Source organism: Natronomonas amylolytica (genome assembly GCF_037031205.1).
In the GTDB taxonomy this organism is placed as follows: domain Archaea; phylum Halobacteriota; class Halobacteria; order Halobacteriales; family Haloarculaceae; genus Natronomonas; species Natronomonas amylolytica.
On sequence record NZ_JAYEZM010000001.1, the window covers coordinates 485,847 to 511,509 of the forward strand.

Sequence of the window (25,663 nt, forward strand, 5' to 3'; positions counted from 1 at the left end):
CGTTCGAGACCGGGCGGACGCGCCCGATACTCGGTCTCGACTCCGACCACACTCACTCGGTGATGCTGTCGGAGTCCAGCCGTTTTAGCGTCAGAAGGGACGGGTATCCGACGAGGATGCCCGGCCAGTAGGTCGTGAGTCGGAAGAGCACCGCGGCGGTCAGCGCCGTCGCGAACTCCACGGAGAAAAAGAAGGTCACGAGCGCCGAGAAGGCCGCCTCGTAGGTCCCCGAACCGCCGGGGGTGGGCGAAATCGTCGCGATGACCGAGAGGTTGACGATGAAATACAGCGGGACGAACTCCGGTTCGAGGCCGAGCGACCGAAAGACGAAGTACAGCGAGACGATCTGTGCCACGATGGCGAGATGGGAGACGGCGGCGGTCTTCAACAGGAAGACGGGGTCGTTGCCGGCCTCCTGAAAGGCCCCCTCGATGGTCGTCACCCGGTCGTGGAGCGACTCGAAGAGGGCCTCGGCCCGGCCGAGGCGGCGTTCGAGGCCGTTCAAAAGGCGGGTCGCCGCCGACCTGAGGGTGTCGTCGTCCGACCACAGCAGGTACGCAACCGTTCCGCCGACGACCAGCAGGACGACCGACAGCGCGCCGACCTCGACCAGCAGGCCGGTCAGCGAGCCGAACACAGACAGGTAGACGACCCCGCCGAGGGTGAAGGTGAAAAACGGGGCGGCATTGAGGATGTCGGCGGAGATGACACACGCCAGCGCCCGTTCGTAGTCCGTCCCGGTGTTGTCCGAGACGATGTAGGCCATGATTGGTTCGCCGCCGAACTGGCCGAGAGGGGTAATGGAGTTGAGGAAATGGCCCGTCAGGAACATCCGGACGGTCCGCGAACGGGTCGAGGGGATACCCATCTCCCCGAAGAAGCGATGCCAGACCCACGCCCACACCAGCAGCGACGAGAAGCCGACGGCGACCGCGACGGCAAAGGGCCGGGGGTCGGCCCGCCGAAGCGAGTCGAGGAACTGGCTGACGTCGGCGAAATAGAGAAGAATCAGGAACAGCAGCCCCGTGACTCCGAACCACAGCAGCTCGTTTCGACCGATATCTATTGGTAATCTCATGTCCGGTTGCGGTCCGCCGCCGTCCCCACGCTACACGATACACCGCACGGTGCGGCCGTTCGAAGCAAAAGCCTTCGCGTTCGCGTTCGGTCGGTCAGGCCCCGGAATCCCGCTCAGGCCTCGGCCTCGAGGGCTCGAATCGCCTCGAGCCACCGGCGCATCTTCTCGACGGTGAAGTCGATGAACTCGTGGTTGGCGTACGCCGAGAAGTCGTAGGCCTCGACGGCGGCGATCATCCCCTCGTAGGCCTCGACGTAGTCGTCCGCCTCGTCGGGCGCGTCTTCGAGTGCTTCCCAGAAGTGCTCGTTGAGTTCGAGGGCCGGCACCTCGTTGTTCAGGTCGTCGAAGGTGCTCCGCTCGGCCTTGTTGTGGACACACAGCGGGAAGCCGTTGATGACCGATTTGTCCAGCATGTCGGCGGCCTTCTTGAGGGTCAGCCCCGACCAGATGTCGTCGAACCGCCCGATGTCCCACTCGTTGTCGTCCATGGGGAACTGGTAGAACGCGGGGATGACCTCCCGTTTGAAGGCGAGGTTCATCGAGCAGACGGTGAGGTAGTTGTCCTCGGCGGCCGCGAAGTTGTGGGTGAAGTCCTCCGCTCGGGTCAGGGTCTGTGCCTGCCCCTTCAGGTTCCCGTCCATGAGGATGCGGACGGCATCGAGGTCCGGAATGTTCGTCCACAGTCCCTGTGAGGCGACTATCTCGCTCGTCTCCCGTTCGGCCGTCTCGACGGTCTCGTCCATCGCCGAGTAGGGATAGCCGCGGGGGTAGAGCCCGTGTCGGTCGACGTTCTGATAGAGGACGTTGACCCACTGCTCGTCGGAGGCGACGTGTTCGACCGTCTTCGTCGACCCGAGGTGGTCGAGGTGGTCGCCGAAGAAGTCGAAGTCCTCGTGTGGTTGGGTGTCGTCGTCGAGGAAGACACCGTACTCGAACTGGGGATGGGCCCACATGTACAGGAGGCCGAAACTCGTCTCGGCGTGGCTGGCGGCGGGCACCACGTCCGAATACTCGGCGATGCCGGCCTCGTCGTACCACGCCTCGCGTTCGCTGCCGCCGAAGACCTCGCCGGAGACGCCCAAGTCGTCGAGCATCTCCCGCATCTCGGCTTTCTCACAGAAATCCTCCGTCACCAGAACGGCGTGCAGGCGGTCGGTATCGAAGCCGTGTTCGCGGGCGTTGGCGACGTAACCCTCGAAGAACTCGGGGTTCCGTATCGTCGGTGCGACGACGCAGATGTCTGCTTCGGTCATGTGGATATCCCGATTGGCACGGCCACGAAAGGAGAATCCACCGATTACCGGTAGCCGAGTTCCTCGAGTCGCTGCTCGACCGCCTCGTCGACCTCCGGGGCCGCCTCGGCCGCGTCGTCGGCGTCGACCTCGCCCGTCGCGTCGATGGCCGCCCTGAGGTCGTCGGGCACCTTGGTCTCCTCGTCGGTTTCGAGGTCGTAGGCCGTGTAGTGGGCCGTACCGTCCTCCTCGAGTTCCCTGACGACCTTCCGGCCGTCGCGCTTGACGAAGCGGCGCTGGCGGTAGTACTCGTCCCAGCGGTCCTTCGGGATGTAGCCGGTGAAGTTCTCCGGGAACTCACAGCCACCCATCACCGTCTCGGCGGCGACCGTCTCGGGTCGGTCGCCGATGCCCGCGTAGTAGGGCACGAGGTCGTGGAGTTTGCGGAGTTCGACGGGGCGGGCCTCCGTGTCGGCCCCGGCGTCGGGGTGGTCGACCATCAACACGGCGTTGACGACCGGCTCCATCACCGTGAACTGGTGGCCGAACTGGCCGCCGTCCTCGCCGAGGGCCTGTCCGTGGTCCGACAGCAGGACAACCACGGTGTCCTCGTCGAGCCCGTTCTCCTCCAGCGACCCGAGGATGCGTCCCACGAGGTCGTCGGTGTAATCGACCGACGCGTCGTAGACCTTCCGCTGGGCCTCGAAGTCGATGTCCTTCGTGAAGACGTCCTTCTGTCGGTGGGCGATGGTCGCATCAGGGTCGACGCCGTGTTTCTCCCGATAGCGTCTCGGCGGGTGGTACGGCTCGTGGGGTTCCATGAGGTTCACATAGAGGAAGAAGTCCTCGTCGGGGGTGCGGTCGCCGAGATAGCGTTCGACGGCCTCGACGGTCTCCTCGGATTTACACGAGTCGTCGACGCTGAAAAGCTGGAAGAAGCGGTCTATCTGTCGGCCGAGCACCCGCCGGGTCACGTCGCCGAGCCGGTGGTAGAGTTTAGTGCCGAGGCGCGAGGCGCGGACGCTGAGGGGGTTGTTCGCCTTGCCGAGGAAGTTCTCGACGTAATCGAAGTCCCCGGTCATCCGCTTGTGGGGCGTAATCCAGATGTTCGGTGTTATCGCGGCGGTCGAATACCCCGCGTCTTTAAATTGCGTGACGAAGGTCTCGCGGCCGTCGAAGTAGCTGCGAGCGTGTGTGGTGCCGTGTTCCCACGGGTATTCGCCGGTGAACATCGAGGCATGGGAGGGGAGCGTCCACGGCGCCTGTGCGACGGCGTCTTCGAAGACCAGCGAGCGGTCGGCGGTTTCGCCGATGTGGTCGGTGAAATCCACGTCGTCGTTGTACGCGGAGACCCTGTCCTTTCGCAGCGAGTCCAAGACGAGAAAGACCACGTTCTTCTGCCCGGACACGGCGTCGTCCATGGCAGAACGCGGGCGTCACGGGAGTTAGTAACTACGGTCTCGGTCCGCGAGGACGGATGCTACGGTCGATTTATACGGATTGCTGTCTCTGTACCGGTCGTCGCAGACCCCGACCGACGACGACGCGGCGCTTCGTTACAACAATCCGTATATACAGTCGCCGGATAGAGGAAGCCACATGACGGAGAAGGTGGCGATCGTCTACTGGTGTGACGGGGCGGGTCACGCGGCCAGAAGCATCCCAGTCGCAAAGGAGTTCGAAGCCCGTGGCATCGACGTCTCGATGGCCGGCGGCGGACAGGGCAAGAAGTTCGTCGAGATGAACGGCTTCGAACACCCCGACCTCACGACGGTCGCGGTGAAGGGGAGCACGCCGCTTTCCTTCCTGAAGCACACCCTGTTCGACCTCGTTCCCTCCTCGATTCGGCGGCTGATAGAGGTCCACCGGTGGCTCAAGGAGGAGGACCCCGACGTACTGGTGACCGACGACGTGTTCGCGGGACTGGCGGCCGCCAAACTGGGTATCGACTTTTACCGAATCGACCACCTGACGACCGACCTCTTCGGCCCGGTGTGGGGGACGCCACTGAAGATATACAACGAGGTGTCGCTGCAGTTCGGCGAGGGCATCATCGTCTCGTCGCTGTGGCCCGACGAGGAGGCCCCGGAGGGAACGACCCGGGTCGGCCCGCTCGCACAGGAGGGCGACGCCGACGGCGACATCGACGAGTACGACGTGCTCATAAATCCCGGGACACACGGCGAGAACTTCGACGAGATACGGGAGCGACTGGAGGCCGACGGCTACCACGTCCGGACGGTCGGCGACGACGACTGGGAGACCAAACCGACGATGACGCCCTACACCGAGGCCGCCGACGTCGTCATCTGCACCGGCTTTTCCTCGATTGCGGATACGGTCGTCGCCGGCACGCCCTGTGTCATCTATCCCTTCCTGCCCTTCCAGAAGGCGCTCGCGGAGAAGGCCGAACGGAAGCAAATCGAGGGCGTCTCGATGGCCGCATCGGTCGACGAGGTCGTCGAACGGGCGAAACACTACTGCGAATCCGACGAACGCCCCGACTTCGAAAACGGCGCGCCCGCGTTCGTCGATGTCGTGCTGGGCGAGTAGTCGGAAGCTCGAATATCGGTGGCCTCAGCACTCATTGGATTTTGGTCTACCGGTAGAAATTTGACGCAAAACCTCTGTACTCCCAATTTATCTTAGAATAGCGTCCAAACGTTAGTCGGTCTGGCTTCCAAATAGAGTTTGTAGTCGGGGAAGTTGGTTTATGATATCTTCGGGAGGAGTAGTTTGCTTAACCAGTAACACCATTATTCCGCCAGATGAACGACTTGCTATCCGAATCAGATGTCTGTTCCATTGACCACATTACGACAACTAAGGGAGCAGTTTCCAGGTTCAAGCTGGGCGCTATGGAGCGAGGAATATCCAGATGAAGGTTGTATCGAGGAGCAGCCGGACCAGTTAGTTGAATTCATAGAGTCAAACAAGAGCCAGTTGAATCCTGAAGTAGTATTCGTCTCACTAAATCCCTCAAGCGACCTTCCGACTGATTATGCCAACTTCCACTCGCCGTCGTGGAAGCACTACGATGAACGTATCAAGGAATTCGTCCAAGAGAACGAATTAGGGAACCTAACGGGGGGATATATGACCGACATTGTGCCTGACGTGGCAGACCCAAACTCCGCAAATGTGACACCCGATACAGCTGATATTGACAGATTTAGCACCCAACTATCCATCTTAGATAAATCCGAGTATCACGTTATCTGTTTCACTGGGAAGACCTTCGAAGCGCTAAAATCCAATTTCGGAGCGGAGGTTCAGCAGCACCAGCACAATATCGAATCATTCACCGAATCGATAGAGGAGAAAACGCTACACGTCTACCGAGTCTGGTTTTATGGACTCTACGGGGTACATCAACAGAAGGTAGGGGAACTTGAGAAACAGCTCAAGTATCTCAATGATGAAGTCATAGAATCTGCTGAGTGATTTTGTGGCCTCGGCACTCATAGGGCTCGTCACCGTCGGCTGCCTACACCGACTCGGCCCGATTGCTCGTCATCGGCCGGTCGGTCGTAGTGGCCCGTCGGCAAAGTGGGTTCCGGGGTCGGTCACTCCGGCGCCCCTTCGCCCGGAAACAGGCTCTCGGGGAGATACGCCGAAACCGTCCAGTTCGGTTGATTCACGACCTGATTGAGTTTCAGGTCGACCGCGGCCGAACAGAGGAGATACGCCTCCGAACGCGCGAGGCCGCGCTCCTCGTGGAGGTGGTCTATCATCTGGCGGACGGCCAGTTTCGTCGCGTCCATGAGGTCGTCGGCGACGCCGGTCGTGCCGTACATCGGCTCGTCGGCCCCCGTGGGCGAGAAGGGACCGGTCGTCTCGAACCGCGGCTGGTCGATGTCCATGTCCGACCGAACCGAAAGCCGGGCGGTGACGTCCATCGGGGCCTCGATGCCGGTGACACAGACCTCGCCGTCGCCCTGTGCGGCGTGGCAGTCGCCGATACTGACCATCGCGCCCGCGGCCTCGACGGGGAGGTACAGCGTCGACCCCGCGGTGAGGTGCTTGATGTCGAGATTGCCGCCGGCACGACGGGGTGGCGTCGTACTGTGGTCGCCGGACTCGGCCGGCGCGACGCCGACGATACCCGGGAACGGGTGGAGCGGCACCTCGATGCCGTTTACGAAGTGACCGACGTCGCCGTCGAGGTCCCAGATGTAGAGTCCCGGGTCGTCGAAGTCCGCCGGGAGGAGTCCCTTTCCGGCTGATTCCGGATAGAAGTACGACACGCCGAAGCCCTTGTGCCGGAGGTCGAGCAACTCGACTTCGAGCACGTCGCCGGGTTCGGCGCCCTCGATCCGGACGGGGCCCGTGAGCGGATGGCCCTCGAAGGACGTCGCCATGAGGTCCTCGGGCGTCGATTGCGTGTCGAATTTCCCGTTCGCCGCGTCGCGACACTCGAACTCGACGACGGCACCCGATTCGACCGACAGCGCGGGCTCGAAGTCCTTGTTCCACACGCCGAGGTTGACGTTCTCGTCGTCGTCGCTGAGTCGATAATCCGGCGGTTCAGTCGCCATAGGCGGCCAACGGTCGGTGGCCGCTAAGAACTGTTGTTCGCGTCGGACGCTCCGTATCAGTCGTCGTCGACGGCAGGTGCGGGCGCGTCTTGGGGGCCCTCGGGTGCGGCGTCGAACAGGGGGCTCTGGTCGCCGGGGACGAAGGTGTTGAGGAGAAGCGCCGACAGCGCGGTCATGATGACGGGTTCGCCGAAGAACGTCCGTGCGGCCCGGGGGAGGCCCCCGAGGGCTTCGGGCCGGGTGGCGACGCCCAGTCCGAGGCCGAGGGCGACGGCCATGATGACCATGTTCCGGCGGTTGAGGTCAGTGTGCAGGAAGATGAGGCGGGCGCCGCTGGCGGCGACCATGCCGACCATCAGGAGGACGGCGCCGCCGAAGACGGCGCTGGGGATGGTGGTGACGACGGCGCCGACCTTGGGGCTGAGACCGAGAACGGCGAGCATGACGCCGCTGATACCGACGACGTGGCGGCTCATGACGCCCGTGAAGTTGACGATGCCGACGTTCTGGGAGAAGGACGTGACGGGGAAGGCGGCGAAGACCGAGCCGAGAGAGGAGAGCAGGCCGTCGGTCAGAAGGCCGCCGCGGAACTCCTCGTGGTCGGGGTTGCGGCCCTCGGCGGCCGTGATGCCGGACATGTCGCCGACGGTCTCCATCCCGGAGACGAGAAAGAGGAAGGCGAAGGTGATGATGGCGACGGGGTCGAACTCGAAGCCGAACCGGCCGGGCGTCGGAATCGCGACCCAGCCGGCGTTCGCGATAGGTGAGAAGTCCACGAGGCCGAAGGCGACGGCGACGACGTAGCCGACGCTGATGCCCGCGAGGATGCTGAGGAGGCGGGCGACGCCGCGCGTGAACATGTTGAGAACGACGGCGATACCGAGGACGAGCGCGGCGAGGCCGATGTTGTGGACGGCGCCGTAATCCTCGGCGCCGACGCCGCCGGCGGAGTAATCCATCGCGACCGGGACGAGGTACAGGCCGATGATGACGACGACGAGACCGGTCACCAGCGGCGGGAAGAAGGGTTTGATGCGCTTGAACTGCCAGCCGATGAGCCCCTCGACGGCGAATCCAGTCACGAGGATAGCGCCGAAGACGGCCGCGAGGCCCTGATTTGCGCCGATGGTCGTCGCCGCGCCGACGAAGGTGAAACTCGTCCCCATGACGATGGGGAGTTTCGCGCCGACCGGGCCGACCGTGTAGGCCTGAACGACCGTCGCCAGCCCCGAGAACAGCAGCACCATCTGGACGATGTAGGCGGTATCGGCCGGGTTGAGGCCGACCGCGCTGGCGACGATGAAGGCGACTGCCGTCGCCGGAACGATCATCACCGCGACGTGCTGGAGGCCGAGCAGGATCGATTTCGGCAACGGGGGCTTTTCGTCGAGCCCGTATTCGAGCCGTATCTCGCCGTCAGTTTCCGACATGTATGGCCGGCAGGTGCATACCCACCCTCATAATAGTTGCGTGTTTACGTCCAAATGAGAGCTATTTACAGGAAATTTATACAGATACGTGCATTCATTCAATGAATCGTGACGCCGTCCTCGTCGACGGAGATGTCGAGGAGGCTGGTCACCTCGTGGTCGACGTCGTCCATCGCCGAATCCCCGACCTTTCGGAAGACGACGACGATGTCCGCGATGTCGGCGCCGATCTCGTCGAAGGCGCTGCAGATGGCCGCCAGCGTGCCGCCGGTCGAAAGCAGGTCGTCGACGATGAGAACGCGGTCGCCCTCCTCGATGTCGTTGATGTACATCTCGGACTCGGAGTAGCCAGTCGTCTTGTGAAGCGAGACCTCGTTCGGCAGGCCGTACGAGCGCTTTCGGATGACGACGAGCGGGATGTCGGTCTGCAGGGAGAGGGCCGTCGCCAGATGGATGCCCATCGCCTCGGGGGCGACGATTTTGTCCACGTCGAGGTCGGCCTGCCGGATGACCCCGCTGACGGCCTCCCGAAGCAGGGCGGGGTCGAGCATCGGGACGCCGTTGCTGATGGGGTGGACGAGGTACTGATAGCCGTCCTTGTCGATAATCGGTGCGTCGTGTAGCGACTCGCGGAGACGCTCCATGCCGTCGGTTCGGCCAACCGCCGCAAAAACCGTTCGTTATCCGGAGGCGAGGGGCGGTCAGTCCTTCTCGGAAGGGACGAACCCGAGTTGCTCGCCGATGCCGAAGACGTCGAGGCTCCGGAGGAGGTCCTCGAATTCCTCAGCGGTGGGGTCGACGAGCAGGATGTCCTCGTCGAGGTCGAGCGCGAAGTCCTCCTCGCCGAGGTCGACGAAGAGGTTGCCGTCGGTGAACTCGCCGACCACGTCGTCGCTCTCGCGAACGAAGTCCTGCAGGAGTTCGCCGACCGACTGGCCGCGACTGGCGGCCTCCTCGAGCAGTTCGACGGCGACGTTGGGCGCCGAGGCCGGATCCTCGACGGCGCTTTCGATGATGTCGCTCAGGTTTCGGCTGCTGTCCTCGAGTTCGGCTTGCAACTCCTCGAACAGGTCGGACACGTCTGACATGTCGGCTATACAGTAGTGTGCCTCTCGCAAATGCGTGGTGGTCCCCCAGTCAGGGGCTTTTCTTCCGGCATGCGGATGGTTCCGGGAATCGAGGTATCGTTAAGTGACACCGCGACACATGGGTAGGTATGTCCGCGACAACCAGACAGCGCTGTCTCGAATGCGGCTTCGAAGCCCCGCCGGGCGACGACGCGTGGAACCGAGTCGACCACCCACCGCTCGGCGAGTTGGCGCAATGTCCGGAGTGTGGAAGCACGAACACGGCGGGTATCTGACCCGCGATACCGCATCGTCGGCGCCGCCGAGGAACCGAGGGACACCGCGAACGTCGAGAGGAAGGTCGTCGCTTACTCGGCCTGGTCGAGCGCGCCGGCGACGACGAGCGGGAGGGTGATGGTCGCGTCGGCGTACACCGAGACGTTTCGGGCGTCCCTTTTCAGTTTGCCCCACGAGCGGGCTTCCTCCAGCGTGGCCCCGGAGAGGCCGCCGGTCTGTGGCGGGTCCATCGTCAACTGCACCGCGTAGTCGTAGGCGTCGGGCGTCACGAGCATCGTCTGGAGGACGTAGTTCTTCGGGACGCCGCCGCCGACGACGATGGCACCGGTCGATTCGGCCTCGTAGGCGATGTCGTTGAGCGGCGACATGTCTTTCAGCGCGTCCAGCGAGAAGCCCGTCACCTGCGAGCGGAGCCACGCCTGCAGGCCGAGCACGGAGTCCTGAATCGCGGGCACGTAGACGGGCACGTCGTTTGCGTAGGCCGCCGCGGCAATTCCGGGGTCCTCGTCGATGTCCTCGCGGTCGTTGACCTCGCTGTTGGCCCGACCGAGTTCGTTCGTGAACTCGGCGATAGAGACGACCTCCTCGCCGATTTCGTCGAAGACCTCCTCGCGGAGGTGGTTCTCGAAGAGCGCGAAATGCTCCTGCGGTAGGTAGACGTTATAAATGCGGTCGACCTCCTCGTCGCGAAGCTGCTCGTCGAACTCGCGTTCGGAGAGTTTGTCGTGTTCCGCGGCGCCGTGGTGGTGTTTACCGCCGATGGCCTCGATGGAGTCGTGGGTGAGGTTCGCGCCGGTCGTCACCAGCGCATCGACGTAGCCGTCGCGGATGAGGTCGGCGACGATTTGTCGCATACCGGCGGGCACCATCGCGCCCGCGAGGCCGAGGAAGACGGTCGTCTCGTCGCTGGCGAACATCTCGCCGGTGACGTCGATGGCCTCGCTGAGGTCGGCGGCGCCGATGCCGGCCTTGCCGTACTGCTCGGCGAGGTCGGCGACGGACATGCCCGCCGAGACGCTGGCGTGTTCGACCGGGTCGTGGTGAAACTCCTCGCGGTCCGGTTCCTCGTAGTCGTCGTCGCTCATTACCGAAGAATCGGGGCGGCGGCTTTTCAAGGGAGCGATAGCACAGCAGCCGAAAAGAGAAAGCGTCGGTTAGTCGCCGCCCAGAATGACCCGCTCGGTCATCGCCGCGGGGTCGAGCACCTCGTCGGCTTCCTCTTCGCTGAGGTAGCCTTCGTCGACGGCGACCTCGCGGACGGATTTGCCTTCTTCGAGGGCCTTCTTGGCGACCTTCGAGGCCTTGTCGTAGCCGATTGCGGGGTTGAGCGCCGTCGCCAGCGCCATCGACTGGTCGACCTGCTTCTTGCAGTGGTCCTCGTTGGCTTCGAGTTTCGCGACGAAGCGCTCGCCGAACAGTTCCGCGCTGTTGGCGATGATGTTCGCGCTCTGGAGGAAGTTGTACGCGAGAACCGGCTTGTAGAGGTTGAGGTCGATCTCACCGCGGGCGGCGCCGGCCGAAACCGCCGCGTCGTTGCCGACGACCTGCTTGTGGACCTGATTGACCGACTCGGCGACGACCGGATTGATCTTGCCGGGCATAATCGAGGAGCCGGGCTGATTCTCGGGCTGTTCGATCTCGCCGAGGCCGTTTCGCGGCCCGGAGGCGAGCAGCCGGAGGTCGTTGGCGATCTTGTTCATCGACCCGGCGACGACGCGGAGCGCGCCGTGGGCCTCGCTCATGGCGTCGTGGGCCGCCTGTGCCTCGAAGTGGTTGCTGGCTTCCTGGAACTCGAGACCGGTCGCCGAGGAGATGTGCTGGGCGGCACGCGAGGGGAACTCGGGGTGGGTGTTGAGGCCCGTCCCGACGGCGGTGCCGCCGAGTGCGAGTTCGCCGAGGCTGTCGCGGACGCCGGCGACGCGCTGGATGCCCTTCTCGATCTGGGCGCGATAGCCGCCGAACTCCTGACCGAGGCGGACCGGCGTGGCGTCCTGCAGGTGGGTGCGGCCGGTCTTGACGACGTCGTCGAACTCCGCTTCCTTCGCTTCGAGGGCGTCGGCGAGCGTCTGGAGGCCGGGGATGACGTCGCGCTCGACCGCTTCGAGGGCGGCGACGTGCATCGCCGTCGGGATGACGTCGTTGCTCGATTGGCCGTAGTTGACGTGGTCGTTCGGATGGATTTCGCGGGTGCCGATTTCGCCGCCGTAAATCTCGGTGGCGCGGTTGGCGATGACCTCGTTGGCGTTCATGTTCGAGGAGGTGCCGGAGCCGGTCTGGAAGATGTCGACCGGGAAGTGGTCGTCGTGCTGGCCGGCGATGACCTCGTCGGCGGCCTCGATGATGGCGTCGGCCTTGTCCTCCTCGAGGAGGTCGAGTTCGAGGTTGGCCTGCGCGGCGGCCTTCTTGACGATGCCGAGCGCGCGGATGAAGCGCCGCTGGAAGGTGAGCCCCGAGACGGGGAAGTTGCCGATGGCACGCTGGGTCTGGGCGCCCCAGTAGGCGTCCGCCGGCACCTGCATCTCGCCGAGACTGTCCTGTTCGGTCCGGTATTCCTGCTCGTCGTCAGCCATACGCGGAGGGTCACACCGGGGTACGTAAAAATCATCGAAACACGCGTCGAACCACCGCGACCGATAGGCTTGGTGGCTTCCGACCGTTAGCTCCGAGACTCACTCGGGCGTCCGCGTCGTCAACTCCAGGGCGTGAATCTCGGTCGTCATCGCCTCACCCAAGGCGTCGTAGACCATGTCGTGTTGGTCGAGCAGCGACTCGCCCTCGAAGGCCGGGGAGACGACCGTCGCCCGCAGGTGGTCGTCGTCGTGGTCGCCGCGCGCTCGCTCGACGGTCGCCTCGCAGTCGTCGATGGCCGCCTCGATGCGTTCCTCGACCTCTTCGGGAGTCATGGCCGTTAGTGGACACCGGGGGAGCAAAAACACCGCGCACCGGAATCCCGTGTCCCGACAGCGGCACGCATTTATCCGCCGACCGTCGAATTCGGGTATGAATCGCGTCGTCGTTCGCTACGGCGAACTCAGCACGAAGGGCCGGCCCGTCCGCCGCAACATGGAGGAGCAACTGCGCTCGAACCTCGCGGCCGCCCTCGATGCCCGCGATATCGACGGTGAGGTCGAACGCACCGCGGGCCGCCTCATCGTCGAGACGGATGCGACCGACGCCGCGGCCGACGCCGCCAGCGCCCTTCCGGGCGTCGTCTCAGCCAGCCCCGCCCGAGCGGTCGCTCCCGAGGCTGAGACCATCTACGACGCCCTCGCCGACCTCGCTCGCGAGCGCGCCGACGAGTTCGACACCTACGCCGTCCGCGCCTCACGCGCGGGCGACCACCCCTTCACGAGTCCCGAACTCGAACGCGAGGGCGGCGCCGCCGTCGGCGAGGCCGTCGATGCTGCCGTGGACCTCGAGGACCCCGACATGACCTTCGAGGCCGACGTGCGCCATCAGGTCGCCTACGTCTTCGCCGAGCGCCGGGAGGGGCCCGGCGGCCTGCCGGTCGGCACGCAGGCGCCGCTCGTCGCGCTCGTCTCCGGGGGCATCGACTCGCCCGTCGCCGCGTTCGAGGCGATGCGCCACGGCTCGCCCGTAATTCCGGTCTACGTCGACCTGGGCGATTACGGCGGCGTCGACCACCGTGCCCGCGCGCTCTCGGCCTGCGAACGCCTCGCCGAGCGCGCGCCGAACCACGACCTCCGCCCGTACGTCGTCGACGGCGGGGCGTCGGTCGACCACATCGCCGACCACGTCGACCGCGGCCGGATGCTCTCGTTGCGGCGCTACTTCTTCGCCGTCGCCGAAGCCATCGCCGAACAGGAAGACGCCGCCGGCATCGTCACCGGCGAGGCGCTCGGGCAGAAATCCAGCCAGACCGCGCGCAACCTGCAGGTGACCAGCGCCGCCGTCGATACGCCGGTCCATCGGCCCCTCTTTTCGGCCGACAAACCCGAAATCGTCGAGCGCGCGAAGGACCTCGGCACGTTCGAGGACGCCGGAATCTCTGCCGGGTGTAATCGACTGGCGCCTGATAAACCCGAGACGAAGGGCCGACTGGAGGGGCTGCTGAAGGTCGAACCCGACGACATCTTCGAGCGGGCAAAAGAGGATGCGGCCGGCGCCGAACGCGTCGATATTTAAAAACTAACTCCAGCGGTCGAGGCCGGTCTGAACGACGGATTCCTCGATTCGCTCGAAGCCGCGCTCGACCTCGTCGGCGGGAATCCCCCACTCGTCGGTGACGTAGGCTTTCGCGGCATCGAGGTCGGGGTCGATATCGGTATCGTAGTCGTAGTCGTCGGTCACGTCGGGGTCGAGGAACATGTGCCGGATGCGCTCGGCGTTGGGAATGACCTCGTCACGTGCTTCCAGCACGCTCCAGAGGTCGCCATGCTCGCGGACGAGTTTGACGGCGGTCTTGGGGCCGACGCCGGAGATGCCCTCGTTGAAGTCGGTGCCCATGAGGATAGCGGCGTCGACCAACTGCTCCCACGTGAGGTCGTGTTCTTCGAGCGTCCGGTCGAAGTACATGCACTCGGGGTCGCCCTTGCTGGTGAGTTGCCGGAGGGTCTTGGGCGCACCCAGGAGGAGGCTGTCGTAGTCCTCGGAGCCGGCGTAGTCGACGTCGCCGGTCCGGGCCATGTGGGCGGCCTGTGCCTCACCCTCGGCCGGCGCCTCGATGTAGGGGACGTCGAGCAGGGCGAGCAGCTCGCGGGTCGTCTCCTGAATCGTGTCGGTGAGCCGCTGGGTGCGGGATTCCAGCGTGGCGATTTCGGCGGCCTCGACGCCCTCCTCGCGGGCGGCTTCGAGCTGGTCCTCGTACTCCTCGCGCTGTTCGCGCCGCTCGGCGATCTCGTCGTCTTTGAGTTCCGTGACGCCGCCGTCGAAGACGAAGACCGGCGTGATGTCGTGTTCGAAGAACTTGGGAAGGCCCTGGACGACGCCGACGAGGTTGGCGACCTCCTCGCCGTCGTCGGTGGTGTAGACCTCGCTGCGGGTGAACTTGACCGTCGTCGTGAGGTAGCGGTACAGCCAGTTGTGGGCGTCGATGGCGACGACCGAGCCGGTCAACTCCTCGAAGGGCTTGGGTTCGATGACCGCCAGTTGTCGGATATCCGCGTTTCCCATTGGCGGGCGTTGACCGCGCGGGCGCTTGAAACCGTCGGGCTCCGGGCGGTGCGAAAACCGAACGCGGTCACTCGGTCGGCGGGGGTGACGCCCCACGTTTGCGTTCCAGAAACGCGGTCTCCGCCTCGGAGAGGTCCCGCTTGCGGTAGATGTCGAGCCCGGCCTGATAGCGCTTGGTCGGCCGCTCGGCCGGGCGGTCGGCGGGCCGTTCGAGGACGAGTTCGGCGATGCCGGTCTCCTCGCCGGTAAAGGCGAAGCCCGATTTATAAAGCGCCTCGTAGGCGAAGGGGTTGTTGACCGCGATGCGGACCCGTTCGTAGCCGCGGTCGGCCGCTCGCTGGGCGACGAACGCACAGAGTCGTGGCCCGAGGCCATCGCCGCGACGGTCCTCGTGGACGGTCACGTAGCGGAGCCACAGCGTCTCGGGGTCGGTCCGGTCCTCATTGAACGCGACCGCGGCGAGGACGTCTTCGTCCCACTTGCTATCGGTTGTGTCCGGGTCGTCGCGGCCCGCACGCGCCCGAATCACCGCCTTACCCGTGTTCGACATGACGAACTTCCCGGCGTAGCTGAACTCGCGGTAGTCCAGTCGGAGCGTCGGCCCCTCCTCGGGCCAGCCGAGCACCACTGGGTCGACGATAGCGGCGGTCACGGTCGGTGTAGGGGGACAACGGTGTTATGCTCGGCGCTCGATGGAGACGACATGAACCGCTGGGACGTGACGGCCTTCGACACCTTCGCCCCGCTGTACGACCTGTTCATGCCGTCGGCCGACGCGCTATCCCTCAAAAAGGGGTTCGCGTGTGCCGACCGGGACGTCGAGCGCATCGTCGAGGTGGGCGGCGGGTCCGGACGCGCCGCGCGGGAGGTCGGCGCGGCGGTGCTGGACCCCGCCCGCGGGATGCTCGAACGGGCGCGCGCGAAGGGACTGGAGGCGGTACAGGCCAGCGCGACCGACCTACCGCTGGCGACGGAATCGGTCGATGCCGTCATCATCGTGGACGCACTCCATCACTTCCCGGACCACGACCGCTGTCTGGAGGAGATCGCCCGCGTGCTCGCGCCGGGCGGCGTGCTCGTGATTCGGGAGTTCGACCGCTCGACCCGCCGCGGCCGACTGCTGGATGTGGCCGAGCGTGCGGTCGCGTTCGATTCGACCTTCTATACGGCGGCAGAACTCGAAGCCCGCATCGAGGCGGCCGGCTTGGACCCACGGCCCATCGAGTACGGCTTCGAGATGACCATCGTCGGCGTCAAGGAGTAGCTATTCGTCGCCGTTCTCGACCGTCCCGTTCACCTCCGAGTGCTCGTCGATTCCGATTCCCTCGGCGCGTCGGTGGTTCAACACCCGAATCGAATGAACGACGGGGTGGTGTAGCAACGCGAGTCGGCCCGCCGTGACGTCGGCGCCCGCGTAGGAGTCGATATCCGTCCCGGTCTGCCCCCGTGATTTGCGCATTGGTAACTCCTGTCTCTCCGAACTGGGAAACCACCACGAAAAGAGCTTACCCCGGATATACACCGCCTTTTGAATACCCGAGCGGGCGTCGAACTGCTACCGCAGTTTGAAGTAGATGAACCGCCAGACCGCGAGGACGACGGCCCCGCCGACGGTTATGACAGCGACGAAGGTGAGTTGGACGTTGCCTTCGACGAACGGCGTCGCGCGGATGGCGAACCCGATGATTGCGGCGGGAATCCACGAGCGAATCGCCAGCGGAATCGATGAGTTGGGCGCGGACCCGCCGCCCGGCGAGTAGGCCCCGATGAGCGGCGCGGCGATGAGCCAGCCCAGAATGAAGGGGGCGGCGGCGTTGACGAAGACGAGCGGTTCGGTCGTGAGGATGTCGATGGGCGAGAGCGCGGGCCGGTGTTGGGCCGTACCGACCAGCAGGAACGCCAGCAGCACGACGAGGTCGCCGACCGCGATGGGCCACGTGCTGGCGTCGAGTCGCTGTTCGAGGAACGATTGGTCTGCCATATCCGGCCGTTCGGCGGGGCCCTTACAAGTCCTTGCGGAATCACGCGAGGAGGCCGGACCCGGAGGGCGGCCGGAGGACGAAGGCCGCGAGGCCGGCGGCGATGGCGAGGGCTGCCCCGAGCGAGACGGTCGGGACCCAGCCGTAGGCCGCCACGAGGAAGCCGACGACGGTGCCGGCGAAGACGCCGCCACCGACCTTGGCGGTGTAGAGGACCGCGTAGTTCGACGAGGAGTGTTCGGCGCCGTAGTACTCCGAGAGCATCGCCGGGAAGAAGACGTACAGCGGCGAGGAGAAGAACATCGCGAGGATGACCATCCCGACGAAAGCGAGGCCGGCATCCGCCGTGCCCGCCCCGACGAGGCCGAGGCGGAACAGGCCGGCGAGCAGGAAGGAGCCGGCCATGACGTACTTTCGCTCGAAGCGGTCCGACAGCTCGCCGAGTATCATCCGGGAGACGCCCGCCGAAAGCGGCAACAGCGTCGCGGCGATGGTCGCGACGACCGCCGCGAAGCCGAAGTGTTCGGCCACACGGACGACGTTGGCGATGACGACGAGGTCGGCACCGGCCATCGCGACGAACATGGCATACAGCAGCCAGAACTGCCACGTGCGGAGCATCTCGGTCGGCGAGTAGGCGTCGCCACGAAGCGAGGCCGCGAGGTCCGAATCGTCGGTGTCGTCGCCGCCGAACCACTCGGCGGGCGGGTCCCGGAGGACGACGGCCCCGACAAGCAGGATGAGGAGGATGGCGATGCCGACGTTCCGGAGGACGTCGGCGTAGGCGGTGACCGTCGCGTTCGCGCGGACGTAGGGGACGACGAGCGCGCTCCCGCCGGCGAAGGCCATCGTCCCGATGCCGGTCGTGAGGCCAGTTCGGTCCGGGAACCACTTGACGGCGGTGTTGACCGCGACGGTGTAGATGATGCCGACGCCGACCGCTCCCAGCGAGTAAAGGACGTAGAGTTGCCAGACGCTGTCGGCGTAGGCGAGGCCGACGTAGCCGCCGCCGGCGAGGAGAGCCGCGAGGAACGTCAGCGCACGCGGGCCGCGTCGGTCCCGCCACCAGCCGGCCGGGAACTGCGAGAGCGACTGGAAGACGACATAAAAGGAGAAGACGGCCCCGAGCGCCGGCAGGGCGATATCGAGGCTCTCGGCGAGCGGCCCCTCGATGGACGACCAGACGTACTGGTAGGGACTGACGGCGGCCATCATCCCGGCGGCGGCGACGATCTGCCACCACCGAGAGAAGCCGAGCACGTCGCGTGCGCGTCCGTCGTAGTCGATGCCCGACGACGCGTCGGCGTCTCCGTCCATCGCCGTCGAGCCGCCACCCGAGCCATCGGCCGAGTCGTCTCCCCCCGGCGAATCGTCACTCATCGTGCGGCGATTGCGGCCCCCTCGGAATAAACGAACGGACTCGGCGCGCTTCGCTGGCATCCATCGAAACGATATTACCAATGCGCATTCCGCCGGCGTTTCGACAGGTTATCTCGGCGAATCCGTCGGACCGACTGAGAAGGCCCAAATATCGGTATTTCGGTGTAAAACCAATCTATAAGTTATAAAGATATAATCCAGCACATACACGACACCGACACGTCTACATCCCGTTTCATATCAGCGCGTTTTAGGAAACACTTATACCGGTATTCCTCCTAGTTGTACATGTATTATGACGGGTTATTACGACATCGTGCTGGGACTCATTCCCCTTTCGCTCGCCGGCCTGACCGCAATTCTGCTCGCCGCCGGGATGTCGTTATCCGCTTCCGTGCCGCTGGCCTCCATCGCCTCCCTCGGGCTGATGGGCCATGCGATGTTCGTCAACGCGCCCGTCGCGGCGTCGACGGCACCCAACGGCGGGCAGACGGCTCCCGACGCCCCCTCCGGTAACGGTCCCTCCCTCGAATAGCCGCAGTCACTAAACCCGCCGCGCTCGAAGCGCCTTCCATGACCGACGTTCTGTTCCTGCGAAGTGACGAACTCGCCGACCTCGCTACTCCCGCCGACTACGTCGAGTGGGTCCGCGAGGGCTACGAAAGCCACGGGAACTCCGGCAGCGCCGAACCGCGAACCAAACTCGTCAGCGCCGACCCGCCGGGGATGTGTACCGGCTATCTCGCCATCCTCCCCGAGGTCGGCGGCATGGGCGGCTACACCTACGCCGCCGGCTTCGGCGACGAGGACGTCCACTTCGCGCTGCCGATATTCGACGCCGAATCCGGCCGCATGCTCGCGATGCTCGACGGCGCCTCGATGAACCCCTTCAAGACCGGCGCCGCGGGCGCCGTCGCCGTCGACGAACTCGCCCGCGAGGACGCGACCACCTGTGCAGTCATCGGTTCGGGCGCACAGGCCCGCGGCCAACTGAAGGCCACCGCGACCGTCCGGGACTTCGAGACGGTCCGTGTCTTCTCGCCGACGGAGGCGAACCGCGAGGCCTTCGCCGAGGAGTTCGACGACCGCCTCGACGCCGACGTCACGGCTGCCGACTCCTCGGGAGACGCCATCGCCGACGCAGACGTCGTCATCACCGCGACGAAGGCTTCGGACCCCGTCTTCCACGACCACGAACTCCCCGACGGCGCCCACGTGACGGCGATGGGCCAGTACGACCGCGGCAAACAGGAGATTCCGCCCGAAACCGTCGCCCGCTCGACCTACGTCCCCGACCTCCGGGAGCGCGCGTTTCAGGACGCCGGCGCCTTCCTCCATGCGCTGGACGGCGGCCTCATCGACGAAGAACACATCCACGCCGAACTGGGCGAGGTCGTCGCCGGCCACGAACCCGGCCGGACCAGCGACGACGAGATTACTGTCTTCGACAGCGGCGGAACCGGCATCGAGACGGTCGCTGCCGCGTGGTACCTCTACCAGCGCGCCGACGAGCAGGGGCTGGGCGAGACCATCGAGTTCCTGCCCGGCAGCGAAGCGCTGACCGGCGAGTAATCAGAGATACGGCGCAACGCCGAGTGCGTCGACGAGCGCGATGCCCGCCAGCAGCGCGCCGACGAGATAGCCCGCAATCGCGCCGCCGTTGAGCAACGGCAGGCCGGCGTGGGCCCGCCCCTTCATCACCATCCACATCAGCGTCAACAGCCCGACCAGCGTGCCGACCATCGCGCCGAGGGCCGGCAGGGTGAGGGCGAGCCCCGGCACGTCCAGCAGGGTGGCGTCGCCGGGGCGGAAGAAGGCCGCCGACGCGACGAGGATGGTCGGAATCACCGCGTCGCCGAGGCCGATGAAGAAGGCGTCGCGGGCGAAGGGGTCCTCCGGCGGTTCCTCGCCGTCAGGGGCCTCGTCAGGCGCTTCGTCCGTGCCGTCCTCCGATGTGTCGTCCTCCTCGGCCTCCCCGTCCGAAATCGTCTCGGGGCCCTGTTCGTCGAGGAACGAATACGACAGCGTCAGCGGAATCACGAGCACGACGGGCAGGCGGAGGTCCATGACCCCCGAGGCCAGCGTGAGCATGTGTTCGGTGCCGTACACCGAGATGGCGTCGTAGACCGCCAGCACGACCAGCAGGACCAGCGCGGGCAGCAGGCCGAAACTGATGCCGAACAACCCTGCAGCGCCCGCGCCCATGACGATGCCGGCGGCGTCGATGACGTACCACTCCGGATACAGCAGCAGGCCGGCACCGAGGGCCAGCGCCGCGAGGACGGCGAGGACGTTCAATCCGGCGACGGTGACGACTGACGGGACGACCACCGAGAAGACGTAAAACGAGAGGAAGACCGACGCGAAGATGATGAGCCCCTGAATCAGGCGCTCGACGTCGAGTTTGATGGCCGCGAGCATCACCAGCGTCGCGACGAGAATCGCACCGATGTACAGGAGGCTGTTGGTCGGGTCGCTGGGGTCCTCGACGGTCTGGTAGCCGGCGTCCATGAAGGGCTGTACCAGGGCGAGGGAACCGAGCTGGACGAGCAGGAATATGCCAGCGGTGGCGGCGACGGCGGCGTAGGCCCGCTTCATACCACTACACTCCGGCGGCCCGCGTTTGGGCGTTGTGGTTGACTATCGCTGCTGACGTGTGGGTTGCTTGCTACGGCTGGGACTGAAAAGGGACCACTGCACCCGAAGCCCTTGGCCGGATACGGTCGCACGCCATTTAAATAATCAATGGGCCGGGAGCGAGTGGCCGCCCGTGGCGGCCCTCGCGAGCCGTTGCGGGGGGCGAGCGGAGTGAGCCCTCGATGTGGTGAGCGGGGCGAAGCCCCGCGAACCCGGGGAAGGGCAGGCGCGGTGCGGTTGTGGTCCTTGGCGGAATGAAAGGGCGAGGTCCGGTGGCGCCGGAGGGGAGTCGCTGAGCGGCATATCCTCACTTCGTTCGGATATAGGCCGCTCAGCGACCGCCAGCGGGCCGAGGGCTTTCTGACTGTTCGTGCTCAGGAAGCCGCCACGCTCGATTTATAAAGTCAACGAGAAACAAACAGAACCACTATCGCACGTAGAGTTTCTCACCGAGTAACCCCGGAAGCGAAACCGAGTCCCGAGGCGAGACGGCGACGTACGGCCGCTCGACGGGGCCGAAGACGTCCACAACCCTTCCGATATCGTCGAGGTTCTGGTCGACGACGGGCGCGCCGAGGTCGGGGTGGTCGTCGTCCGAACACCGGACCACGGCCAGTCCCTGTGCGGTCCGGACGACTTCGCCGATGCGTTTCATTCCCGGAGGGCGGAGACGTAGGCGGCGACGGCTCCGAGGAGGTCGGATTTGGTCGCGTCCTCGGCACCTTTGACGACGACGCGACCGCGGGGGCCGTACTCCTTGGGATAGGTCTTGTCGCGCTCGATGACCGCGTCGTAGCCGACCTGCTGGACGGCGCTGGCGATTTCGTCGACGGTGGGGTCGGGGACCGCGAGGTCCTCGGGGACGCGTCGCCCCTCGCTTCGGGAGCAGTTCGCGTCGAGATAGGCGGGCCAGATGACGTTCTCGACCATACCCGACGGTGGGCGTCGGCGTCGTAAAAAGAGGGCGGTTGGCGGGCGAAGCAGTGTGTCGACGGCTGACAGGCCAGCTATCGACGGCGGACGAGGAAGGCCGCACCGAGCAGCGCGGCGACGGCGACGGCGACGCCGAAGCCGGCACCGTCACCGTCGGTGTCGCCGTCGGTCTCGGTGGCGGTCCCAGTGGCGGTCCCGGTCGTCGCTTCGGTTTCGGTCTCCTCGGCGAAGGCCTCGGGGTGGAACGCCTCGGCCATCGTTCGGAGTGGGACGACGACGCGCGGACCGGCCTGACTCACGAGGTCGGCGTCGACCCGGAGCACCTGCTCGTTCTCGATGGCGGTCGTCGTCTGGAACGGCTCGCGGCTCGTGTCGATGGCGGCGTCGTTGTCGGTCGTGACGATCCATTCGGGGTCCTGTTCGACGATGGTCTCGTCGGATATCTGCGGGAAGCCGCTGAGGCCGGCCTCGGCGGCGACGTTGGTGCCGCCGGCAGTCTCGACCATGTCGCCGATGAAGGTCCCTTCGCCGGCGACGGAGCCGAAGATGTAGTAGAGCACGCGGGGGCGCTCGGAGTCGGCGACTGTCTCGCGAATCGTCTCGACTTCGTTGCGGGTCTCCTCGGCGGTTTCGGCGCCCTGTTCGCAGTTGCCGACGAAGTGGCCGTAGAGTTCGGTCTTGTCGTAGATGGCCTCGAAGGACGACTCGAACGGCGCCCGGTAGACGGTCTGGTTGGCGTCTCGGAGTTGCTGAACGGTCTCGTTGGGCGTAAAGTTCGGCGCGACGACGAGGTCCGCATCGAGTTCGACGACCGTCTCGACGTCGACGGTCATGCCGTCGTCGCTCAGGACGTCGGTTCGGTTCTCGCTGCCGTCGAGATACTCCGTATACGAACGGACGGGCATCCCGACGACGTGGTCGGCGGCGCCGACCTCCCAGAAGGTCTGAGCGGAGGCCGCATCGAGCGCGACCACGGTTTGGGCTTCTCCATCGAGCGTTACCTCGGTTCCCGTATCGTCGGTGACGGTCAGCGGGAACGCACAGTCCGTGGCGTCACCGTCGTGGCTCGCGGCCGCGGGCGCGGCGGCGAAGCCGACGAGGGAGACGACGAGCAGCGCTGACAACGCCAGCGCGCGATGTGTTGCTGTCATCATGGGGAAGCACAACCGAACGCAATAAATATTTGGCTAAAGCAAATACGTTTGTTCATGGTCCTCCGACGGACGCTCGCGTGGTCCGCCGGTCTGACGGCACTGCTGGTCTGTGTCGTCGTCGCCAGCGCTACCGTCGGGTCCGCGGATATCGGGCCACAGGCGGTGCTTTTCGCCGCCCTCAACGGTCTCACGGTACCGGTACCGACGACGGGCGGGCTCGCGTGGGTTCGCCCCTTCGCCTTCGAACTCCCGGAGACGACCGAACTCATCGTCCGCGGGATTCGCCTGCCCCGCATCGTGCTCGGCGCGGTCGTCGGCTTCGCGCTCGCGCTTGCGGGGACCGTCATGCAGGGCTTCTTCCGGAACCCGATGGCCGACCCCTCGATTATCGGCGTCTCGACGGGCGCCGCAGTCGGTGCCGTCGCCTTCATCGTCCTGCCGGTCTCCGTCTCCTACGGCCTGCCCGCATTCGCCTTCGTGAGCGCGCTCGTCGCCGCCTTCGGCGTCTACCTCATCGCCAACGAGGACGGCCGCACGCCCGTCGCCACGCTCCTTTTGGCCGGCGTCGCCGTCCAGACGTTCCTCGGGGCAGTCATCTCCTATATGCTCCTGTACGCCGGCGACAGCCTCGAAACCGCCGTCTACTGGCTGATGGGCCACCTCCAGCACAGCACGTGGGGCCGGGTCCGCATCGCCGCCCCCGTCGTTGCCGTCCTCTTCGTCATTCTGTTGGCCTACGCCCGGGACCTGAACGTCCTGCTGCTCGGCGAGGAGGACGCCCACACCCTCGGTATCGACGTCGAGCGGACCAAGCGGGTCCTGCTTGCGGGGTCGACGACCGTCACTGCCGCCGTCGTCGCCGTCTCGGGCGTCATCGGCTTCGTCGGCCTCATCGTCCCGCACATGATGCGGTTGGTCGTCGGGCCCGACCACCGAATCCTCATCCCGACGAGCGCGCTCGCTGGCGCGGTCTTCCTCGTCGCGACCGACACCATCGCCCGGATGGGCCCCGGCGAGATGCCGGTCGGCATCGTCACCGCGGCGCTGGGTGCGCCCTTCTTCCTGTACCTGCTCCGAAAACGGGAGGTGCACGCGCTGTGATCTCTCTCGACGACGTCTCGATATCCTTCGGGGCGACGACCGTCCTCGACGGCGTCTCGCTTTCGGTGCCCGAAGGGCAGTTCCTCGCGCTGGTCGGCCCGAACGGCGCCGGCAAGACGACGCTGTTGCGGACGACGAACGGGCTATTGGCGCCGGACAGCGGCCGGGTCACCGTCGACGGCGAGGACGTAGCCGAACTGTCGGCCAAGGCGGTCGGCAGACGTGTCGCGACGGTGCCACAGGCGACCTCGGTCGCCTTCGAGTTCGACGTCGAGGACGTGGTCGCGATGGGACGGACGCCGCACCGCTCGCGGTTTTCGACGGCCGACGCCGCCGGCCGCGAGGCCGTCGAAGCGGCGCTGGAGCGGACCGACACCGCCCGCTTTGCCGACCGCTCTATCGACTCCCTCAGCGGCGGCGAGCGCCAGCGCGTCCTGCTCGCGCGGGCGCTGGCACAGGAGACGCCGACGCTCCTGCTCGACGAACCGACCGCCAGCCTCGACATCAACCATCAGGTCCGCACCCTCTCGCTCGCCCGCGAGTTGGCCGACGAGGGCAAGACCGTCGTCGCCGCGATTCACGACCTCGAGTTGGCCGCCCGCTTCTGTGACAGCATGGCGCTGCTCGCGGGCGGCGACATCGTCGCGGACGGCCCGCCGGAGGAGGTCCTCACCGCCGAACGGCTCGAAACCGCCTTCGACGTCCGGACCGCGGTCGCGACCAATCCCGTGACCGGGACGCGGGCGGTCACGCCGCTGTCGGACGTCCCGCCGGGCGACCGACGGGTCCACGTTCTCGGCGGCGGCGAACGCGCCGCCCGGGTTATCGGGCGCCTCGTCGATGCCGGCATCGCCGTAACGGTCGGTATCCTGCCGGAGGGCGACGCCGCGGTGGCGACCGCCCGAAGCGTCGCCAGCGACGTGGTGACCGCACCGCCGTTCGAGTCGGTCCCCGAGACCCGGACGGAATCGGCAAGCGACCTCGTTGCCGCGGCCGACGTGACCGTCCTCGCCGCGCCAGTCGACGGGGCGAACGCGACGCTGGCCCGAACCGCCGACCCGATGCTCGCCCTGCCGGGCACCGACCCGCCCGACCACGCGCGAACGGTCGACGAACGGGACCTGTTGACGGCGGTTCAGAACCCGCTGGAATCCCTCCCATCGAGGACTCGGCGGTAGTTTCGTCCCGAAAAGCGGGTGTAGCAATACCTGCCTGAACACCAATAGTGTTATATGTTATCAGTACCCACACATAGGCCGGAGTGAGTTCGAATGGCCACCAGCCCGGAATGGACCCATCCAGCCGACGAGCGCATCCTGCAATACCTCGACGAGAACCCACCGGACTATATCCCTCTCATCGCCAACCGGCTCGGGATGCATCTCGGGTACGTCGAAAAGCGGGTTGAGACGCTCGTCGAACACGGGCTCGTGGAGCCGGTGACTGGTGAGGAGATATACGCCGTCACCGACCGCGGAGAGAAGTACCTCGCCGGCGAACGCGCCGTGCTCGCGGCCGGCGATTAGTTCTGTCGCGTCGAGCGAGCTTCCCGTACCTCTGCCCCATCTCTGAGTTTGTCCTCGCAGTTCGGACACACTCGGACCGTCGACATACCCTGCGGAGCGAACACGCGTACATAGTTTTCAGTCACGAACCCGTCGCAGTTGCGGCAGTGTGGCATGTGTTACACAGCAAACACCAAGT

At 65.7% G+C, this 25,663-nt stretch carries 30 protein-coding genes; 10 read left to right on the top strand and 20 right to left on the bottom strand.

Annotated elements, in window-relative coordinates; translation table 11 throughout:
* Positions 1–52 precede the first annotated feature (52 nt).
* From U5914_RS02680 to U5914_RS02690, 3 genes are all read right to left on the bottom strand, one after another.
* Positions 53–1,078, bottom strand: coding sequence for a lysylphosphatidylglycerol synthase transmembrane domain-containing protein (locus U5914_RS02680; RefSeq protein ID WP_336133962.1), 1,026 nt, complete (start codon positions 1,076–1,078; stop codon positions 53–55).
* Between the two features lie 113 nt (positions 1,079–1,191).
* On the bottom strand, positions 1,192–2,331 hold the full coding sequence (locus U5914_RS02685) for an alpha-1 4-glucan-protein synthase (RefSeq protein WP_336133964.1): 1,140 nt from the start codon (positions 2,329–2,331) through the stop codon (positions 1,192–1,194).
* Positions 2,332–2,375: 44 nt separating this feature from the next.
* Positions 2,376–3,731 (bottom strand): sulfatase, encoded by a 1,356-nt coding sequence (locus U5914_RS02690; RefSeq protein ID WP_336133965.1) that lies wholly within the window; start codon positions 3,729–3,731, stop codon positions 2,376–2,378.
* Positions 3,732–3,909: 178 nt separating this feature from the next.
* Between U5914_RS02690 and U5914_RS02695 the strand changes: the two genes are divergently transcribed.
* Positions 3,910–4,863: a glycosyltransferase gene (locus U5914_RS02695; protein ID WP_336133967.1), complete on the top strand. Its 954-nt coding sequence runs from the start codon at positions 3,910–3,912 to the stop codon at positions 4,861–4,863.
* 240 nt (positions 4,864–5,103) lie between these two features.
* Entirely contained in the window at positions 5,104–5,754 is a 651-nt protein-coding gene (locus U5914_RS02700) for a hypothetical protein (protein ID WP_336133969.1), read from the top strand.
* A gap of 122 nt (positions 5,755–5,876) precedes the next feature.
* On the opposite strand, the gene U5914_RS02705 is transcribed toward U5914_RS02700, so the two are convergent.
* From U5914_RS02705 to U5914_RS02720, 4 genes are all read right to left on the bottom strand, one after another.
* Positions 5,877–6,848, bottom strand: a complete 972-nt coding sequence (locus U5914_RS02705; protein ID WP_336133971.1) for an acetamidase/formamidase family protein — start codon at positions 6,846–6,848, stop codon at positions 5,877–5,879.
* Positions 6,849–6,904: 56 nt separating this feature from the next.
* Complete coding sequence (locus U5914_RS02710; protein WP_336133973.1) at positions 6,905–8,278, bottom strand: uracil-xanthine permease family protein; 1,374 nt, start codon at positions 8,276–8,278, stop codon at positions 6,905–6,907.
* A gap of 98 nt (positions 8,279–8,376) precedes the next feature.
* Complete coding sequence (gene hpt, locus U5914_RS02715) at positions 8,377–8,922, bottom strand: hypoxanthine/guanine phosphoribosyltransferase (RefSeq protein WP_336133975.1); 546 nt, start codon at positions 8,920–8,922, stop codon at positions 8,377–8,379.
* Positions 8,923–8,979: 57 nt separating this feature from the next.
* Entirely contained in the window at positions 8,980–9,366 is a 387-nt protein-coding gene (locus U5914_RS02720; protein ID WP_336133977.1) for a hypothetical protein, read from the bottom strand.
* 128 nt (positions 9,367–9,494) lie between these two features.
* Between U5914_RS02720 and U5914_RS02725 the strand changes: the two genes are divergently transcribed.
* Entirely contained in the window at positions 9,495–9,641 is a 147-nt protein-coding gene (locus U5914_RS02725) for a hypothetical protein (RefSeq protein ID WP_336133978.1), read from the top strand.
* 72 nt (positions 9,642–9,713) lie between these two features.
* Here U5914_RS02725 and U5914_RS02730 read toward each other — a convergent pair whose 3' ends face one another.
* The 3 genes from U5914_RS02730 to U5914_RS02740 form a co-directional block, all read right to left on the bottom strand.
* The gene (locus U5914_RS02730) at positions 9,714–10,727 is read right to left on the bottom strand and encodes a deoxyhypusine synthase (RefSeq protein ID WP_336133979.1); all 1,014 of its coding nucleotides are present in this window, start codon (positions 10,725–10,727) and stop codon (positions 9,714–9,716) included.
* A gap of 69 nt (positions 10,728–10,796) precedes the next feature.
* A complete protein-coding gene (locus U5914_RS02735; protein ID WP_336133980.1) occupies positions 10,797–12,212 on the bottom strand; it encodes a class II fumarate hydratase in 1,416 nt (471 codons plus the stop codon).
* Between the two features lie 99 nt (positions 12,213–12,311).
* A complete protein-coding gene (locus U5914_RS02740) occupies positions 12,312–12,545 on the bottom strand; it encodes a BolA family protein (protein WP_336133982.1) in 234 nt (77 codons plus the stop codon).
* A gap of 97 nt (positions 12,546–12,642) precedes the next feature.
* On the opposite strand from U5914_RS02740, the gene U5914_RS02745 reads away from it, so the two are divergent.
* Positions 12,643–13,788: a tRNA sulfurtransferase gene (locus tag U5914_RS02745; RefSeq protein ID WP_336133984.1), complete on the top strand. Its 1,146-nt coding sequence runs from the start codon at positions 12,643–12,645 to the stop codon at positions 13,786–13,788.
* A gap of 3 nt (positions 13,789–13,791) precedes the next feature.
* Here U5914_RS02745 and fen read toward each other — a convergent pair whose 3' ends face one another.
* The gene (gene fen, locus U5914_RS02750; RefSeq protein WP_336133986.1) at positions 13,792–14,775 is read right to left on the bottom strand and encodes a flap endonuclease-1; all 984 of its coding nucleotides are present in this window, start codon (positions 14,773–14,775) and stop codon (positions 13,792–13,794) included.
* 67 nt (positions 14,776–14,842) lie between these two features.
* On the bottom strand, positions 14,843–15,427 hold the full coding sequence (locus U5914_RS02755; protein ID WP_336133988.1) for a GNAT family N-acetyltransferase: 585 nt from the start codon (positions 15,425–15,427) through the stop codon (positions 14,843–14,845).
* A 51-nt stretch (positions 15,428–15,478) separates the two neighbouring features.
* Between U5914_RS02755 and U5914_RS02760 the strand changes: the two genes are divergently transcribed.
* A complete protein-coding gene (locus U5914_RS02760) occupies positions 15,479–16,039 on the top strand; it encodes a class I SAM-dependent methyltransferase (RefSeq protein ID WP_336133990.1) in 561 nt (186 codons plus the stop codon).
* On the opposite strand, the gene U5914_RS02765 is transcribed toward U5914_RS02760, so the two are convergent.
* The 3 genes from U5914_RS02765 to U5914_RS02775 form a co-directional block, all read right to left on the bottom strand.
* Complete coding sequence (locus U5914_RS02765) at positions 16,040–16,234, bottom strand: hypothetical protein (RefSeq protein ID WP_336133991.1); 195 nt, start codon at positions 16,232–16,234, stop codon at positions 16,040–16,042.
* Between the two features lie 96 nt (positions 16,235–16,330).
* Complete coding sequence (locus U5914_RS02770) at positions 16,331–16,756, bottom strand: DUF3054 domain-containing protein (protein WP_336133993.1); 426 nt, start codon at positions 16,754–16,756, stop codon at positions 16,331–16,333.
* A gap of 40 nt (positions 16,757–16,796) precedes the next feature.
* Entirely contained in the window at positions 16,797–18,134 is a 1,338-nt protein-coding gene (locus tag U5914_RS02775; protein ID WP_418766728.1) for an MFS transporter, read from the bottom strand.
* A 295-nt stretch (positions 18,135–18,429) separates the two neighbouring features.
* Here U5914_RS02775 and U5914_RS02780 point away from each other — a divergent pair, with 295 nt between their 5' ends.
* Both U5914_RS02780 and U5914_RS02785 read left to right on the top strand, forming a co-directional pair.
* A complete protein-coding gene (locus tag U5914_RS02780) occupies positions 18,430–18,669 on the top strand; it encodes a DUF8015 family protein (RefSeq protein WP_336133994.1) in 240 nt (79 codons plus the stop codon).
* 38 nt (positions 18,670–18,707) lie between these two features.
* Positions 18,708–19,706 carry an ornithine cyclodeaminase family protein gene (locus U5914_RS02785; protein ID WP_336133995.1) on the top strand — a complete coding sequence of 333 codons (999 nt, stop codon included), beginning with the start codon at positions 18,708–18,710 and terminating at the stop codon, positions 19,704–19,706.
* Here U5914_RS02785 and U5914_RS02790 read toward each other — a convergent pair whose 3' ends face one another.
* The 4 genes from U5914_RS02790 to U5914_RS02805 all read right to left on the bottom strand — a co-directional run bounded on the left by U5914_RS02790 (position 19,707) and on the right by U5914_RS02805 (position 22,855).
* The gene (locus U5914_RS02790; RefSeq protein WP_336133996.1) at positions 19,707–20,732 is read right to left on the bottom strand and encodes a presenilin family intramembrane aspartyl protease PSH; all 1,026 of its coding nucleotides are present in this window, start codon (positions 20,730–20,732) and stop codon (positions 19,707–19,709) included.
* Positions 20,733–21,198: 466 nt separating this feature from the next.
* Positions 21,199–21,426, bottom strand: a complete 228-nt coding sequence (locus U5914_RS02795) for an H/ACA ribonucleoprotein complex subunit GAR1 (RefSeq protein WP_336133997.1) — start codon at positions 21,424–21,426, stop codon at positions 21,199–21,201.
* Complete coding sequence (gene srp19 / locus U5914_RS02800; protein ID WP_336133998.1) at positions 21,423–21,701, bottom strand: signal recognition particle subunit SRP19; 279 nt, start codon at positions 21,699–21,701, stop codon at positions 21,423–21,425. The genes U5914_RS02795 and srp19 overlap by 4 nt, the downstream gene beginning before the upstream one ends.
* A 77-nt stretch (positions 21,702–21,778) precedes the next feature.
* A complete protein-coding gene (locus U5914_RS02805) occupies positions 21,779–22,855 on the bottom strand; it encodes a PGF-CTERM-anchored ABC transporter substrate-binding protein (RefSeq protein WP_336133999.1) in 1,077 nt (358 codons plus the stop codon).
* Between the two features lie 57 nt (positions 22,856–22,912).
* Between U5914_RS02805 and btuC the strand changes: the two genes are divergently transcribed.
* The 3 genes from btuC (at position 22,913) to U5914_RS02820 (ending at position 25,485) form a co-directional block, all read left to right on the top strand.
* Positions 22,913–23,959 (top strand): vitamin B12 ABC transporter permease BtuC, encoded by a 1,047-nt coding sequence (btuC, locus tag U5914_RS02810; RefSeq protein ID WP_336134000.1) that lies wholly within the window; start codon positions 22,913–22,915, stop codon positions 23,957–23,959.
* Entirely contained in the window at positions 23,956–25,137 is a 1,182-nt protein-coding gene (locus U5914_RS02815) for a heme ABC transporter ATP-binding protein (protein WP_336134001.1), read from the top strand. The genes btuC and U5914_RS02815 overlap by 4 nt, the downstream gene beginning before the upstream one ends.
* A 93-nt stretch (positions 25,138–25,230) precedes the next feature.
* Complete coding sequence (locus U5914_RS02820; protein ID WP_336134002.1) at positions 25,231–25,485, top strand: helix-turn-helix domain-containing protein; 255 nt, start codon at positions 25,231–25,233, stop codon at positions 25,483–25,485.
* Here the strand turns inward: U5914_RS02820 and U5914_RS16840 are convergent.
* Complete coding sequence (locus tag U5914_RS16840; protein ID WP_418766729.1) at positions 25,482–25,640, bottom strand: DUF7563 family protein; 159 nt, start codon at positions 25,638–25,640, stop codon at positions 25,482–25,484. The genes U5914_RS02820 and U5914_RS16840 overlap by 4 nt on opposite strands.
* Positions 25,641–25,663: the final 23 nt, after the last annotated feature.